The organism is Longimicrobium sp. (assembly GCF_035474595.1).
Lineage (GTDB): Bacteria > Gemmatimonadota > Gemmatimonadetes > Longimicrobiales > Longimicrobiaceae > Longimicrobium.
Genome location: NZ_DATIND010000052.1, coordinates 40,265 through 55,403, shown reverse-complemented (window position 1 = coordinate 55,403; position 15,139 = coordinate 40,265). Strand labels below are relative to the sequence as shown.

At 72.8% G+C, this 15,139-nt stretch carries 9 protein-coding genes and 1 pseudogene; all 10 read right to left on the bottom strand.

Features of this window, described 5'->3' with window-relative positions:
• Window positions 1-40: 40 nt before the first annotated feature.
• The gene (locus tag VLK66_RS09985; RefSeq protein WP_325309258.1) at window positions 41-838 is read right to left on the bottom strand and encodes an ADP-ribosylglycohydrolase family protein; all 798 of its coding nucleotides are present in this window, start codon (window positions 836-838) and stop codon (window positions 41-43) included.
• A 201-nt stretch (window positions 839-1,039) separates the two neighbouring features.
• Window positions 1,040-4,651, bottom strand: a complete 3,612-nt coding sequence (locus VLK66_RS09980) for a carboxypeptidase regulatory-like domain-containing protein (RefSeq protein WP_325309257.1) — start codon at window positions 4,649-4,651, stop codon at window positions 1,040-1,042.
• 85 nt (window positions 4,652-4,736) lie between these two features.
• Window positions 4,737-5,153, bottom strand: a complete 417-nt coding sequence (locus tag VLK66_RS09975; RefSeq protein WP_325309256.1) for a PDZ domain-containing protein — start codon at window positions 5,151-5,153, stop codon at window positions 4,737-4,739.
• 89 nt (window positions 5,154-5,242) lie between these two features.
• A complete protein-coding gene (locus VLK66_RS09970; RefSeq protein WP_325309255.1) occupies window positions 5,243-5,461 on the bottom strand; it encodes a hypothetical protein in 219 nt (72 codons plus the stop codon).
• A 262-nt stretch (window positions 5,462-5,723) separates the two neighbouring features.
• A complete protein-coding gene (locus VLK66_RS09965) occupies window positions 5,724-9,329 on the bottom strand; it encodes a M1 family aminopeptidase (RefSeq protein WP_325309254.1) in 3,606 nt (1,201 codons plus the stop codon).
• A 398-nt stretch (window positions 9,330-9,727) separates the two neighbouring features.
• Window positions 9,728-10,591 (bottom strand): annotated as a pseudogene (locus tag VLK66_RS09960) (ABC transporter ATP-binding protein); the annotation flags it as partial.
• A gap of 244 nt (window positions 10,592-10,835) precedes the next feature.
• Window positions 10,836-11,618: a methyltransferase domain-containing protein gene (locus VLK66_RS09955; RefSeq protein WP_325309252.1), complete on the bottom strand. Its 783-nt coding sequence runs from the start codon at window positions 11,616-11,618 to the stop codon at window positions 10,836-10,838.
• The gene (locus VLK66_RS09950) at window positions 11,615-12,541 is read right to left on the bottom strand and encodes an alpha/beta hydrolase (protein WP_325309251.1); all 927 of its coding nucleotides are present in this window, start codon (window positions 12,539-12,541) and stop codon (window positions 11,615-11,617) included. The genes VLK66_RS09955 and VLK66_RS09950 overlap by 4 nt, the downstream gene beginning before the upstream one ends.
• A 278-nt stretch (window positions 12,542-12,819) precedes the next feature.
• Complete coding sequence (hutU, locus tag VLK66_RS09945) at window positions 12,820-14,502, bottom strand: urocanate hydratase (protein WP_325309250.1); 1,683 nt, start codon at window positions 14,500-14,502, stop codon at window positions 12,820-12,822.
• Between the two features lie 46 nt (window positions 14,503-14,548).
• The gene (locus VLK66_RS09940) at window positions 14,549-15,112 is read right to left on the bottom strand and encodes a Uma2 family endonuclease (protein WP_325309249.1); all 564 of its coding nucleotides are present in this window, start codon (window positions 15,110-15,112) and stop codon (window positions 14,549-14,551) included.
• Window positions 15,113-15,139 lie beyond the last annotated feature (27 nt).

Sequence of the window (15,139 nt, the reverse complement as noted above, 5' to 3'; positions counted from 1 at the left end):
GCGCAGGAGAGCCGCACGAAGCGCACGGCTTCTGCACGGGTCAGTCCGATACGTTCTGGGCGGGGCGAACGAACCGGGTTTCGAACGCGTCGACGATCGCGCGCAGGTCGGGAGTGAGCCGCTCCAGCACCGGCGCACGCACCGGCTCCGGGATGCCGCCGCGATAGAACGCCTCCGCGACCGAGCCGGCGATCGCGGCCTGCGTGTCGGCATCCCCGCCCAGCGACACCGCCAGGCGGATGGCGTGCTCCGGATCCACCGAGTCCAGGAACACGACGAGCGCCTCGGGGACGGATTTCATGCAGGAGACGTGGAACCCGTAGTCCGGCCGGATCTCGTCGACCGTCCGCGCCAGGTCGTAGCCGAAACGGTCCGAGATCTCGCGCCGGATCTCGTCCTTCTCCGCACCGCCGCGGGCCATGAACACCGCGAGCGCGACCGCCCGCGCCCCCTTGATCCCTTCCGCATGGTCGTGCGTGACGGCGGCGCTCCGGGCCGCCTCGCGCAGCACGTCGGTTTCCGAGCCGAAGGCCCAGCCGACCGGGCTTACGCGCATCGCGCTGCCGTTCCCCCAGCTGTTGTAGGGTCCGGCGCCGGGCGTGGCCAGCCACTGCCGGAACGATCCCCCGTAGCCCGCCCGCGGATACCGCGTCCCCCACGCCCGGTACGCCGCGGCGTAGTCGCCACCGTGCAGGATCGCATCCGCGGTGGCCACGGTGAGCACCGTGTCGTCGGTGAAGCACGCGCGCTCGGCCACCAGCGGACGGAAATCGGGACCGTCCGCCGGATGGTGCTCGTACACCGAGCCGATCACGTCTCCCGCAATCGCGCCGATCATGGACGCCTCACTGAGGCCCGGGTGAACGCGGATGCGCCCGAGGTGAGCCGGATCACGTTGTTCTTCACTCGCGGTCGATGAGTTCGTGCTCCGGGTCGACGCCCGGCGCCGTGGCGCAGGGCGGCCACGCGGACGCGGATCGTCTGCCAGGTCTGCGCCAAGTGCTGCCCGACCAGGCAGGGTGATGGACAAAGCTCCGCCCTACTGCTGATCGCAGCCGGCCGATCCCCGCGACGCGGCGGAGCCCAGGGGGATGCAGCGCGCGGGAACGTAGTCGTGCGGCGGGAGCCGGATGGCCTCCGGAAGGCGCGACCACTGCGCGGGGGTCAGGATCTCCCGGATCGTCGCGAGCTCGGCCTCGAGCGCTGCCTGGACCCCGCGGGTCAGCCCGTCCAGCTGCCGGGCGGTGGCACGGGTGAAGCGGCGGCGGCCGGTCTCCCCGTCGCTCACCACCTGGGCCAGCGAGTCGGCCAGCGGGGCCAGCACGGCGCCCAGTGCCTCGCCGCGGTCGATCAGCCGCGCCCGCTGGTCCGCGGTCAGCGCCAGCCGCGCCGACGAGTCCACCGACAGCACCTGCGCGGGAAGGTTGGGGATGCGGCCCGCGAGCAGCGCCCGGAGCTGCTGCGGCGAGCGGCCGCTGGCGGCGGTGCCCCGGATCAGGCGCTGCAGCGGCTGGTATGCGGGATCCTTGCCGACGGCCACCCGCGCCTCGAGCGTCACCCGGAACGGCCGCGCGGAGAATGCCGCGTCGGGGCGGCCGAACCGCGGGTTCACGGCGTAGCGGTAGGCGCCGGCGGCGGGATCGAACCCGGTCACGCGCAGGAGCGTGGCATCGGGGAGCGGGAGCTCGCCCCATCCGTGTGCGTCGGCGGCGCCGTGGGCAAGCCGGTCCAGCAGCCCGAGCGCGTTCTCCGTGACCAGGGAGAGCTGCAGGCCGCGCTGGCGGGGCGGGTGGAGCGGCTGGTAGTCCACCCGCAGGTCCATTCCCGCGGTCCACCCGGTGCGGCAGCCGTTGCGCCCGGCCACGCGCCCGGCCTGCCGCTCCAGGCAGGCGCGGATCCGCCCCGGGGCGCCGGCCAGCAGCGCCGCCATCCCCCGCCCCAGCGAGGTGCCGGCCGCATCGCCGGGCGCGAACACGAAGGCGGGATCGTTCGCCGCGCCGTCGGCGTTCACGTCGCCGTCCACGCGCGGGGTAAAGGGCAGGCCGGAGCCGAGCCGCCCCACCACGCCCACCCGCACGCCGCGGATCGCCGTCCAGCCGACGCGGGCCTGCAGCACGTGCGCCTGCTCGAAATCGGCCGGCCCGCGCACCGTCGCCCGCGGGTCCGCCGCGGCGAAGGGCCGCGAGCCCTCCAGCGCGCCGAGCGCGCCCACCTCGTCGCGCGCGCGGGTCCAGGTGTACGCCAGGTCCAGGCGGGGGATGCGCGCGGAGATCATCCGGTGCGGGTTGTACGGCAGGCTCACCCGCACCGTGGCCTGCACCACGGTGGACCCCGCGCCGGAGCCGATCTCGCGCACGATCCCCCACGCCGCGTCCGCGCGCGAGGCGCCCGGCGCCGCCATTCCCGTAGCCGGGTCGATCCGCGCGGCGGGCGCGTAGACCGGCCGTCCCCCTTCGCCCGCCAGGGTGAACGCGGGCGTCCCGCGCAGGTTCAGGTCGCGGGCAGCGGATGCGTGCAGGCCGCGCGTCAGCGATCCCTCGAAGCTCGCGAAGGCCAGGCCGAGCACCGCGGTGCTGGCGCCGAACGAGGCGCGCCGGGTGAGCGGCGCCGCGAAGCCGGGGTTCACGACGGTCAGCGCGGGAGCGAACGCGGAGAAGGCGGGCGCGCCGCCGGCGCACGCGGACGGCTCCCCACCGGCATCCCACACGGGAGAGGGAACCGCGGCGCCCAGGCAGAGCAGCTCGCCCTCCCCGTCCGTCCCGTCCGCCAGCAGCGAGGCGACAGCGTCCAGCGGCAGCTCGCCGCGGAACTCGCCGGCACCGCCGTGGAGGTTCCATCCCCCCACCGTCCACGCGAAGCCGGCCCGGGGGCTGACGCCCCAGCCGGAGGGGATGCGCCGGGCGGCGGACGCGAACGGGCCGGCCGGCGGCACGTCGTCGCCCGACCCGGGATACCAGCGCCGCTCCAGCCGCAGCCCGTAGGTGACGGCGAACCGCGGCCGCGTCCAGATGTCGCCCAGGTAGAGCACGCCGAAGCCCGCCCGCGCCCGGCCGGCGCGGCCGCCCAGGGTGCGGGTGAACGCGTCGGGACGGCCGGCGCGGAGGTCGGCCAGGGTGGCGAAGGTGAAGGTCCCCAGCGGGTTGCCGCTCCCGCCGGTGCTGGCCGACTCGAGGGAGACGCCACCGCCCGCAAGCCATTCGTGTCCGCCGCCGCCGGTCACGCGCAGAGCGTCGGAGAGCTCCAGCAGCGAGCCGGCCGATCGCGTGGCGCCGCCCCCGCCGCCGAAGCGCAGCCAGGCGAACGCGCTGTCGCCGCCGGTGCCGACGAGCCCCCCGGGCACGGCGGCGCCGGCGGCCGTGCGCTGCGACCGTTCCGAGCGGTACGCGCTCAGCTCGTTGCCGAACCGGCTTCCGTACGAGGAGAGCCGCGCGAGCACGCCGCCCGCGCGGTCGCGGAGCGACGCCGCGCTTGCCGCCGTGGCGAGCGGGGTGGCGCCCAGGCCGTCCATCTCCGTCCCGCGGCCGTCCAGGCGAAGCATGAGCGAGTGGCGCTCGGATACGTCCCAGTCCATGCGGACCAGGAACGAGCCGGCATCGCTGCGCGCATCCCCACCACCGGCGCCGGCCAGGCCCAGCCCGCCGAGGGTCGCCAGCAGGGCGGCGGCCGAGTCCGGCTGGACCCCGGCGGCACCCAGCGTGGCCGGCGGCGCGCTCTCCAGCGAGAGAAGGGGCGCGGTCCGCCGCGAGGCGCTGGCCGCCGCGTACCAGAAGAGCCGGTTCCACACCACCGGCCCGCCCATCCCGGCCTCCGCGTGCACGAAGGTCGCTTCGTTCCGGCTTCCGGCGAGGGACGCGGCCGGCCACTGCAGCGCCGGCGGGCTGAAGCTCGAGCGCACCGCCGCGCCGAAGTCGTTGGTGCCGCCCAGGGTGGTGGCCGCCACGGTGCCGCCGGAGAACTGCCCCCGCGACACCACGTAGCCGCTCCCCTCCACGCTCACGCTGGCCACCGCCTCCTGCGGGAGCGAGGTGGCCCCGAAGGTGGCCCCGTCCAGGGTGACGCGGGTCTGCGACGGCGGCTGGCCAAAGAAGGAGATGCCGCCCTCGCGCCCCTGCACCCCCGGCTCCAGCGCCGCGAGCCCGGCAAGGTCGCCCGGCTGCACGGGCACGGTGCCGGCGCTCCAGGAAAGGGTGCTGGCCGCGGTGCTCCCCGGATACGCCGGGGGCGCGGCCTGGCGATCGGGGCGGAAGGGGCGCGCGACCACGGGCGCGAGTGCCACGGCCTCGGTTGCCAGGCGCAGGTCGCGCCAGGTGATGGGCGTGGCGCCCGGGACCGAGACCGTGAGCGGCCGGTAGCCGATGCGCTCCGCGCGCAGCGTGAACGGCCCGCCACCAGCCGGAAGCGGCAGCGAGTAGCGGCCGTTCGCGTCGGTGGTGTCGGCCACCGACGCGCCCTCGCCGCTGATGCGGACCAGTGCCTGGGGGATGGGGGTGCCGCTGCGGTCGTCCAGCACCCGGCCGGCCACCCGGCTCCCGCCCTGCGCGGCGGCGGCTGCCGGCGCACAGGCGCACGCGAGCACCGCGCAGGCCGCCGCCAGGCGTGCGCGTGGCAACCGGCGGCTGAAGGCGGTGACGATCGGCAGGGCCGCCGTCATCCGGCGGCGCCTCTCCGCCAGTTGCGCTTCTCGCTGCGGGTCCACGAACGAGGCAGGAATGGTTTCCGGACCAATGATCCGCGACCTACCGCGGCTTTGCAGTCGGCGGCGGCGCCGCTGGCGGCGCCGGATACACGAACGTGAGCTCCACCTCCTCGCCCACGCGGCGGACGCGCATGGTGTAGACACGCCCGGGCGTGCGGTCCACGAACAACGGGCGAGGCCCGCGGATATCCCAACCGTCGACGCTGACGATGGTGTCGCCCGCCATCAGGCCGGCGCGCTGCGCGTTCGATCCCTGCACCACCCTTACGATGGTCGGGAAGTTGTCGGGCTGGCCCTGCACGAAGAGCGTCTGGACGACGATCCCGTCGGCCGGTTCCGCCGGCGCTCCGCTGACGACCACCGTCCGGAGCCCCGAACCGTCCGCGCCCGTCTGCGCGCGCGCCGTCACGGGGAGGGCGAGGAGGGCGGCCAGGAGAGAGATTTGTCGCAGGTGCATTCGCGGTCACTCCGGTGAAGCCGAATCGCGCGGGGCGGAAGGAACCCTGTGGAGCGGTGCGCTGCCACCGCTCCCCGAATACCGTCATCCTACCCGCAGGTGACGCTGATCTGCAGCGGATGCGCGTTCGGACCGCTGCAGTAGTAGCTGTAGCTCACCACGCTCTTTCCCTGGTTCGCACAGACGCCCGCCGCGAACCCGGCCGCGAAGTCGTCGCACGACGTCTTCGCCTTCGATGCCGCCGCGGCGGGAGAGCTCGCCAGGAGGGCACCTCCGGCCGCGATCACCAGCGCCCCGGCCATTCGCACTGCTGTGTGTCTGCTCATTCGTCGCTCACAGGTTGTGATGGGAACGAATTGCTGCGTGATCCGGGTGGCAGCGCACGCCGGCAGCGTATCGTAGAGGCGTCGCTCACGAAACGTCAATCCAGTCGAATCGCCACTTCAGAGCTGAAAATCGCGCCAGCGGCGGGTCGAACGTGCGAAAGCGTACACGGCCGCGAATCAAATAGTTTCGCCCGATACGCGCGCTCGGGCGCAGGCGAAGCCGATCGCCGTGGATCCGGCAGGCTCACGGCCGCCCCGCGCGGCCACCTCCGCCCCCGGACGCGCCATCCACCCGGATCACGTTGTTCTTCAGGTCGCGGTCGATGAGCTTGTGCTCGGGGTCGACGCCGGCGCTGTCGGGCTTCGCGTCCACCGTGACGCGGATGGTCTGGGGGCTGCGGGTGAGGTGCTGCTTGCCCAGGTACACGGCGCGCGCGCCCGAGTACACGCCCACGTCCACCCAGTCGTTCACCGGCAGCGGCTCCTCGTTCCCCACGCTGTCGGCCAGCAGCTTCCTGGCCTCCACCGTCAGCGTCACCTCGTACGTGGAGTCACCGGGGAGCGGGCGCGAGCGGGCGGTGACGGTGCGGTTGTCCCAGAGCGTGACCTGCTCGAACAGGTTGGTGACCACATACTGCAGCGAGTCCGGCGTCTCCGCGCGGAGGTGGCGGACCAGGTCGTACGACACGGGGTACGGCGGCCCGCGGAAGCGCCACTCGGCCAGGAACGAGCGCAGCGCGCGGTTCACCGCCGCCTCGCCGATGTAGTCGCGCAGCGCGTACATCGCCAGCGCGCCCTTGTTGTAGTGGATGTACTGCTGGTTCTCCACCAGCGCGAGCGGTTCCTCGGCCCGCCGCTCGCCGCCGCGGCCCTGGAGATATTGATCGAGCTCGTAGCGCAGGAAGCGGCCGATCTTCTCCCGCCCGTACGCCTTCTCCATCACCATCAGCGCCGTGTACTCGGCCAGCGTCTCGCTGAGCATGGCCGCGCCCTGCACGTCGGCCGGCGCCTCCTGGTGGCCCCACCACTGGTGCGCCACCTCGTGCGCGGTCACGAAGAACGGGTAGTCGATGTCGTCCTTGCGCACGTCGGCGATGAAGCCGATGGCCTCGCTGTAGGGGATGGTGTTGTCGAAGCTCTGCGCGAACGGCGCGTAGCGCGGGAACTCCAGGATCCGCACCTGCCGGTGCTGGTACGGCCCGAACTCGCGCGTGCAGTACTCCAGCGCCGCCTTCGTGGCCCGGATCATCCGCGCCACGTTGTAGGCGTGCGCCGGGTCGTAGTAGACCTCGATCGCCACGCCGCGCCAGCGGTCGCGGCGGACGGCGTACCGCGCGGAGAGGAAGGCGTAGAAGTTCAGGATCGGCGCGTCCATCGTGTACCGGAAGTAGCGCCGTCCCCCCTCCGTCCACGCCCGGCGGAGATAGCCCGGCGCGACGGCCGTCTGCTCGGCCGACGTCCCCAGCGTGACGTCGAAGGCGATCCAGTCGGCGTCGCTGCTCACGAAGTTGCGCGTCCGCGCGCGCGGGTCGTGGATGCTGGCCGCGCGCGGGCGCCCGGGAAGGCCGTACTTCTCCCGCTCGCCCTCGTCCGTCAGCTCGCCCTCGGCGTTGTAGCCGATGTGGGGGAGGTACTGCGAGTTGAAGAAGGTGCCGTTCCCCGCCACGGGAAGATACGACGGCTCGTTCTCGAACCCCCGCACGTCGTGGCGCAGGTCGAAGCGCAGCCGCAGCGAATCCCCCGGCGCCAGCGGACGCTCGAGGCGGAAGACGTAGTAGCCGCTCGCCGAGTCGCCGATCACGCGGCGCGCGGGAGCGTCCGGCGCCAGCAGCCGCACGCCGAGCGAGTTGGGGACGTCCACGTGCAGCGAGTCGATCGGCTGCGCCGTCTTGTTGGTCAGCGTGTACGTCCCCCGCAGCCGCAGGTCGCCGGTGCCGGGGTACACGTCCACGTTCAGCACCGCCGCGGTCAGGCGCGGCTGCGGCACCCACTCGAAGCGCTTGTACCGCTTCTCGTAGTCCGCCTGCGTGCGCCGCCCCTCCTTCTCCGTCTCGAAGTGGTTCAGGACGTTGGTGTTGTAGAAAATCCATCCCCCCGTCGCCAGGACCAGGGCCAGCACGCCGCCCGCAATCCCCAGCAGCCCGGGCGTCAGCCGCCGCCGCGCCAGCCGCACGCGCCAGCGCATCCCCGTCTCCTGCCCCCGCACCCAGAACAGGTTGGCCAGCACGAGGAGGAGCGCGCCGACCAGCAGCCAGTAGAGCGCGAACCACGCCCACGGCCCCTCGCTGCGGCCGAAGCCGTTCATGTCCGAGTACACCAGCGTGGGCGTGCTGCCGTACATCAGCAGGTTGTGCTTGATGCCGAGCAGGTAGTACAGCAGCCCCTGGCCCACGAAGACCAGGATGACGATGAGGTGCCCCACGTACTTGTGGTTCACCAGCGTCTGCACCAGCAGCGCGAGGAAAACCACGGGAAGGAGGCTCCCCAGCAGCTGGTGCACGAACAGCTCGCACAGGTACAGCCCCGGCTCGAAGCGGAAGTACCCGTGCGCCGCCTGGATCCCGATCCCGCACGCCATCGAAGCCGCCTGCAGGCCGAGGACGACGGCGATCAGGGCGAAGAGGCGGGCCAGGAACGGCACCCAGGTGGGGACGGGGAGCGCGTCGTGGATGCCGGCCGCGCGGCGCTCGCGCTCGTTCCACACCAGCTCGCCGGCGTAGAAGGCGATGATGATGACGATGAAGAGCACGAAGGTGCCCTGCACCAGCTCCACCACCTTGTAGGTCACGGGGAAGGTCCGCGTCCCGTAGATCGTTCCCACCTGCGTCCCGCCGATGGCCACGAAGGTGAGGCAGACGCCGATCAGCAGCGGGAACCAGACGTTGAACACCACCTCGCGCACCGAGCGCCGCGTCTCGGCCGCCAGCTGCTGCAGCCGCGCGGAGAACGCGAACGAGCGCCGCGCGTCGGGCACGCGCAGCGGCGGGGGCGCGGCTTCCGCGAACCCCGGCTGCCACCGCCGCGTGCGGTCCGTGTCGCCCGCTTGGCGGAAGCGGAAGAGGAGGGCGCCCAGCGCGAACATCAGCGCCCCCACGGCCAGCCAGATCGCGCGGTTGGCGATCAGCAGGCTGTCCAGCGGGATGCGCACGGTGTTCTGCTCGATCACCGTCCAGTAGCGCGTGGCCTTCTGCACCGCCGTGATCGCGAACGGGTCCGCCAGCCGCTCCACCGTGTCGTCGCCCACCAGGCTCACGAACACCTGCGACACCGCCCACCCCAGCAGCAGCGCCACCCCGCCCACGTACGCCGGCAGCATCCGCCGCGTGAGCGCCGTCAGCGTGACGAAGATGGCCGCGGTGGAGAGGAGGTTGGGAAGAACCAGGACGGCCAGGGGGATGAGGAACGCCAGCGGGTCCATCGGCCCCACGCGGTCGCGGTGCACCGTGGGCCACACGCAGGCCAGCAGGATGCCCAGCACGCCGCCGCCGAAGCAGGCCAGGTTCGCCAGCACGGCGCCCAGCCAGCGCCCGGCCAGGTAGCTGGCGGGCCTGATGGGCGTGGTGAAGAAGAGCGGATACGCGCCCGTCTGGAAGTCGCGGTACACGGCGTTCCCCGCCAGCGCGGCGGTGATGGGCACGCCGAGGACGGAAAGCAGCTGCAGCAGCGTGGCGATGCGGTACGGCGAGTTGACCACCAGCACCGCCGACCCCGTGTCGCCGCCGAAGGCCCCGCCCGCCGCGGCGATCACCAGGAAGCCGACCAGGGCGAAGATGACGAAGTACACCCAGGTGGCCACCCGCCGCAGCTGGTAGCGCAGGTCGAACGCCGCCAGCCGGATCACGCTGATCACGCCCCCTCCGGCTGGTCGGGGTCCGCGTCCGCCGGCGGCACCGCGTCGCGGTTCTCGCGCGAGATCCCCGCACGCGGGTCCGCGCCGCCGCGTGGCATCTCGCCGAAGAACGGCATGTTCGCGCGCCCCGGCCCGGACGGCTCCGGCGTCGGCCGCGGAGGCGGCGTGAAAGTGGACGGCGGGACGGTGATCGGCGGCGGCGCGGCATCGGACGGCGCCGGCGCGGGATCCGGCATCGCCGGGGCGGCGGCGGTGGAGTGGAAGGCGGGCGGGGGGATGCCGGGCTCGCGGTTCCCCGCCGTCTCCATTTCATCCCCCATCACGCGGTTCACGTACGGCGAGGCAGCGGGGGATTCGGATGACGGCTCCGAAGCCGCTCCCCGCGCGTCGACCTGGATCCCCCGGATCACCGTGAAGTAGACGTCCTTGAGGTCCGGCTCCACCGGCTCGAAGGTGGGGTCCGGCGGCGCGTCGCCGAAGACGTGGATCACCGTGCGCCCGCCCACCAGCGTGGTGGAGATGACCGGGAGCGCGTGCTCGAACGCCGGGAGCTCGGCACGGTCCACCTGGCGGCGCCAGATGCGGCCGCGCACGGCATCCACCGCGCCCGCCGGCTCGCCCTCCAGCAGGATGCGGCCGCCCTGGATGATGGCCATGCGCGTGCACAGGTCGCTCACGTCCTCCACGATGTGCGTGGAAAGGATGACCACCGCGGCCTCGCCCAGCTCGCTCAGCAGGTTCAGGAAGCGCGCGCGCTCGGCCGGGTCCAGCCCGGCGGTAGGCTCGTCGACGATGATCAGCCGCGGCCGCCCGATGAGCGCCACCGCGATCCCGAAGCGCTGCCGCATCCCCCCGCTGAAGCCGCCGAGGCGCTGCTTGCGCGCGTTCCACAGATTCGTCTGCTGCAGCAGCGCGTCCACCGTCTCGCGGCGCTCGCGGCGGTGGGTGATCCCCTTCAGCAGCGCGAAGTGGTCCAGCATGGCCTCGGCGCTGATGCGCGGGTAGACGCCGAACTCCTGCGGCAGGTAGCCCAGCGTGCGGCGCACGGCCTCGCGGTCGCGCAGCACGTCCACCTCGCCCAGCTGCACGCGCCCGGCGTCGGCCTCCTGCAGCGTGGCCAGGATGCGCATGAGCGTGCTCTTCCCCGCCCCGTTGGGCCCCAGCAGGCCGAACAGCCCGGGGGGGATGGTGAGCGACACGTCCTGCAGCGCCGCCACGCCGTTGGGATACGTCTTCCAGAGATGATCGATGACCAGTTCCACGAGCGCGCCGGGGGATGGGTCGGGGAAGGAAGATGGAGAAAGTGGGCGATGGAAAGTCGTCTCCCGCGCCGGACGATGCAACAGCGGCAGGCCGGGCACGGATGATTTCACGCGGAGGAGCAGAAGAACAGAGAGGTCTCTCTCTCCGCTTCTCTGCTCCTCCGCGTGATTTCATCCGTTCCGTGATGCAGTTCCCCGCGCCTCCGCGTCTCCGCGTGAGATCCCGCGGTGCCGGGGTCCGCCGCTACGGCTTCGTCCCCGACACCATCACCACCGTGGTCGAGGCGAAGAAGGTCCCCGCCGCGTCCCTGTCGCGGAACGAGTCGTCCAGCCGCCGCACCTCGTCCTCCGTCATCGCCCCCGTGCGGACCGCTTCCTCGAACGCCATCTCCATGCGCGAGAGCAGGCGCCAGAGCTCGTAGCCGTCCACGTGCAGGGGGATGAGGTCGACCGCGAGGTCCCGCACGCCGGCGCCGCGCATCAATCCGTACAGCCGGCGGCCGGAGTAGCCGTTGGCCAGGCAGTGCTCCGCCAGCACCCGCGCGATCTTCCGCTCCGCCTCGACCTCGGGCGTGTCCACCGAGCGCGTCCCCCAGTCGGTATCGGCGACGACGACGCGGCCGCCGGGCTTCGTCACGCGCACCATCTCCGCGGTGGCGCGGTCGGGGCGGTCCAGGTGCAGGAACAGGCGCTCGCTCCGCACCGCGTCGAAGGTGGCGTCCGCGAACGGGAGCGCGTACGCGTCGCCCTGGCGGTGCTCCACGCGGCCGGCCAGGCCCTCGGCGGCGGCGCGGCGCTCCGCCTCCTCCACCATCTCCCGGTCGTGGTCGATGCCGTGCACGAAGCCGCCCGCGCCCACGATCTCCGCCAGCGCGCGCGTGTCCGTCCCCGGCCCGCATCCCACGTCCAGCACCGTGGCGCCGGGGGAGATACGCATCCGCTCGTAGCTCAGCCGCTTCCCGCCGGCGGCCAGCCGCGCGGCCGCGTCCAGGTAGGCGGGATCGACGTACCCCATTCCCTGCGTCATGGAACCGGACCGGATCGGGTGGAGAGAAGGAACCCGCGGATCTCGGCCGCGGTGCGCTCGCGCGCGGAGAGGAAGAAGAAGTGGTTGCCGGGGACCTCGCCCGCGCGCCCCCGCGGCGCCTCGCGCAAAAAGCGCTCGACCGACTTCCGCCGCCACGGCCCGCGCGTGGTGCGCAGGAACGCCTCGGCCGCCTCGCGTCGCGGGTCGTCGGCCGCCAGCCAGGGGAACTGCGTCTCCAGCGACTCGCCCGCCATCAGCGCCAGCGCCGGGCAGCGCAGCGAGGCGAACGACTCGCGCGAGTGCACCGCGTTGTCCACCAGCGCCTCCATCAGCTCGCGCCGGTGCGCGCGCGCCGCGGCGCCGGCCGGGCGCGCGCGCCAGTCCGCCTCCACCGCGTCGTCCCACGTGCCGTAGATGTGCGCGCGGTGCCACGCCCGCTCCTCCGCGTCGCCCGCGCCGGGCGCCAGCGGCGGCGGGCGCGCGGGGTTGCGGTACTGGATGTGGCCGATGCCGCGGTAGTCCGTCACGGAATCCAGGTAGACGACGGCCGTCACGCGTTCGGGAAAGTCCCCCGCCAGCCGCGTGGCCACCGCGCCGCCCAGCGAGTGGGCAACGACCGCCGCGCGGGCGATCCCCAGCGCGTCCATCGCCCCCGCCACGTCGGCGGCGAAACCGGCCAGCGTGTAGCCTGAGTCCGGCGTCTCGCTCTCCCCGTGCCCGCGCGGCGTGAGGGCGATGGGGCGAAACCCGTCGCCCAGCGCGGGCGCCAGCGTGCGGAAGATGTGCGCGCTCTGCCCGATCCCGGGAAGGAAGACGACCGGATCGCCCTCCCCGCCCCAGTCCAGCAGGTGCAGCCGCACGCCGCCGGCCTCCACCCGGCGCGTCTCCGGCTCCGGCACGGTTCCCTCGCCCTTCGTCCTCATTCGCTCACGACGCAGTGGAAGTGGTGGGGAGACAGACGGATGGCCACGCGCCCGCGGATGCATGGCGCGGATGGATCTGGAGGTCGGGATGTGGGGATTTGCCCGCGGTTGGAACGCACCTGCGGGGGAACGGCGGAAGTGGGGAAGATGCCCGCCGGGGGAAGGAAGATAACGGCCGGAAGCGGCGTTGTCGAAGGCCGCTCCGTCACGATTCCGGAGAAAAGACGGCGCCCCGCCTCGATGGCCGAAGCGGGGCGCTACTCATCCGCCGTCCGGCTCTACCGGTCCAGCATGGGCAGCTTCAGCCCCTCGCGGCGGGCGGTTTCCACCGCGTCCTCGTACCCCGCGTCCGCGTGGCGCGCGACGCCCATCCCGGGGTCGTTGGTGAGGACGCGCTCCAGGCGCTCGCGCATCTCCGGCGTGCCGTCGGCCACGATCACCTGGCCGGCGTGCAGCGAGTTCCCGATCCCCACCCCGCCGCCGTGGTGGAAGCTGACCCAGCTGGCGCCGCTGGCCACGTTCACCAGCGCGTTCAGGATGGCCCAGTCGGCGATGGCGTCGCTCCCGTCCTTCATCCCCTCCGTCTCGCGGAAGGGACTGGCGACGGAGCCGGTGTCCAGGTGGTCGCGCCCGATCACGATGGGCGCCTTCAATTCGCCGCTGGCCACGAGGTCGTTCAGCGCGACCCCGAACTTCGCGCGCTCGCCCTGCCCCAGCCAGCAGATGCGCGCCGGCAGCCCCTGGAAGGCGACCTTCTCGCGCGCCTGGGTGATCCAGCGGCGCAGGTGCTCGTCTTCGGGGAAGAGCTCCAGCACCAGCTCGTCGGTGCGGTGGATGTCGGCCGGGTCGCCCGAGAGCGCCACCCAGCGGAAGGGCCCCTTCCCCTGGCAGAAGAGCGGGCGGACGTACGCGGGAACGAAGCCGGGGAAGGCGAAGGCCTCGGCGTACCCGGCGTCCAGCGCCTGCGTGCGCAGGTTGTTGCCGTAGTCGAAGGTGATGGCACCGCGGCGCATCATCTCCACCATGGCCTCGCAGTGCGTGCGCATCGACGCCATCGACCGCCGCTGGTACTCCGCGGCGTCCGACTCGCGCAGCTCCGCCGCCTCGGCCAGCGAGACGCCGGCCGGGACGTAGCCGTTCAGCGCGTCGTGCGCGCTGGTCTGGTCGGTCAGCGCGTCGGGGGTGATCCCGCGGCGGACGAGCTCCGGCAGCACCTCGGCGCAGTTGCCGACCAGGCCCACCGAGAGCGGGCGGCCGGCGTCGCGCGCCTCGAAGGTCCAGCGCAGCGCCTCGTCCAGGTCGTGCGTCATGCGGTCGCAGTAGCGCGTCTGGATGCGCCGCTCGATGCGGTGCGGGTCCACGTCCACGCACAGCACCACGCCCTCGTTCATCGTCACCGCCAGCGGCTGCGCGCCGCCCATGCCGCCCATCCCGCCGGTCAGCGTCCACGTGCCGCGCAGGCTCCCGCCGAAGTGCCGCCGCGCCACCTCGCCGAAGGTTTCGAACGTCCCCTGCAGGATCCCCTGCGTGCCGATGTAGATCCACGAGCCGGCCGTCATCTGGCCGTACATGGTCAGCCCCAGCCGCTCGAGCTCGCGGAACTTCTCCCAGGTGGCCCAGCGGGGGACCAGGTTGCTGTTGGCGATGAGGACGCGCGGCGCGTGGGCGTGCGTGCGCAGGACGGCCACCGGCTTGCCGGACTGCACGATGAGCGTCTCGTCGCCCGCCAGGTCGCGGAGCGCGGCCACGATGGCGTCGAACGCCTCCCAGCTGCGCGCCGCGCGCCCGGTGCCGCCGTAGACCACCAGGTCTTCGGGGCGCTCGGCCACGTCGGGGTCCAGGTTGTTCATCAGCATCCGCAGCGCGGCCTCCTGCTGCCACCCGCGGCAGGAGATCTCGCTGCCGCGCGGCGCGCGGATGGTTCGGCGCGTCTCCGCGGGCGCTTCGGCGATGGTGGTCATCTACGGCTCAGTTCAAGATTGCGGGCGATCGCGGAGAGGCTGTGTGTCACCACTCGCGCAGCAGATCCGGCACGTTCAGCGTCAGCACCGGACCGCCGGGGACGGGCTGCCAGATGAGATCTCCGGTCGCGATCTCCGTCTTCCGCCCCGGGTCGTCCGTCGCGCGGTGGATCTCGATGCGCTTCTTCTCCGGATCGATCACCCAGTACTCGGCCACCCCGAAATGCGCATACCGGTCGCGCTTCAGCCCGCGGTCACGACGCCCCGTTTCAGGAGAGACGATCTCGACCACCAGGTCCGGGGGGCCTTCCAGTCCGCGGCGGGTGAAACAGGAGACGCGGCCCTGGCACACGAAAACGAAATCCGGGGCCATGTAGTCGCCTTCCGCGAACAGCACGTCGATCGGACCGGGAACTGCCCGTCCGAGCTGGTGCTCCGCGACGAAGGGACGTATGACGTCGCCCAGCCTGGCGACGATCTCCTGGTGCAGCGGGCGTGGAGAAGGCGACACGTAGAGCTCCCCCCCAATGACCTCATAGCGGTTTCCGTCGCTTGGAAGACGCGCGAACTCGGCGTACGTCCAGCGGCGGGCTGCAGGCTGTGTCGACATGGCGAACCTCCGGGATTCCCGGCACGC

What these genes read in the sequence shown, in the direction of transcription:
- VLK66_RS09950 (WP_325309251.1), bottom strand. Translation starts at nt 12,541, where the DNA reads ATGAGGACGAAGGGCGAGGGAACCGTGCCGGAGCCGGAGACGCGCCGG.
- VLK66_RS09955 (WP_325309252.1), bottom strand. Translation starts at nt 11,618, where the DNA reads ATGACGCAGGGAATGGGGTACGTCGATCCCGCCTACCTGGACGCGGCC.
- VLK66_RS09985 (WP_325309258.1), bottom strand. Translation starts at nt 838, where the DNA reads ATGATCGGCGCGATTGCGGGAGACGTGATCGGCTCGGTGTACGAGCAC.
- hutU (WP_325309250.1), bottom strand. Translation starts at nt 14,502, where the DNA reads ATGACCACCATCGCCGAAGCGCCCGCGGAGACGCGCCGAACCATCCGC.
- VLK66_RS09975 (WP_325309256.1), bottom strand. Translation starts at nt 5,153, where the DNA reads ATGCACCTGCGACAAATCTCTCTCCTGGCCGCCCTCCTCGCCCTCCCC.
- VLK66_RS09940 (WP_325309249.1), bottom strand. Translation starts at nt 15,112, where the DNA reads ATGTCGACACAGCCTGCAGCCCGCCGCTGGACGTACGCCGAGTTCGCG.
- VLK66_RS09980 (WP_325309257.1), bottom strand. Translation starts at nt 4,651, where the DNA reads ATGACGGCGGCCCTGCCGATCGTCACCGCCTTCAGCCGCCGGTTGCCA.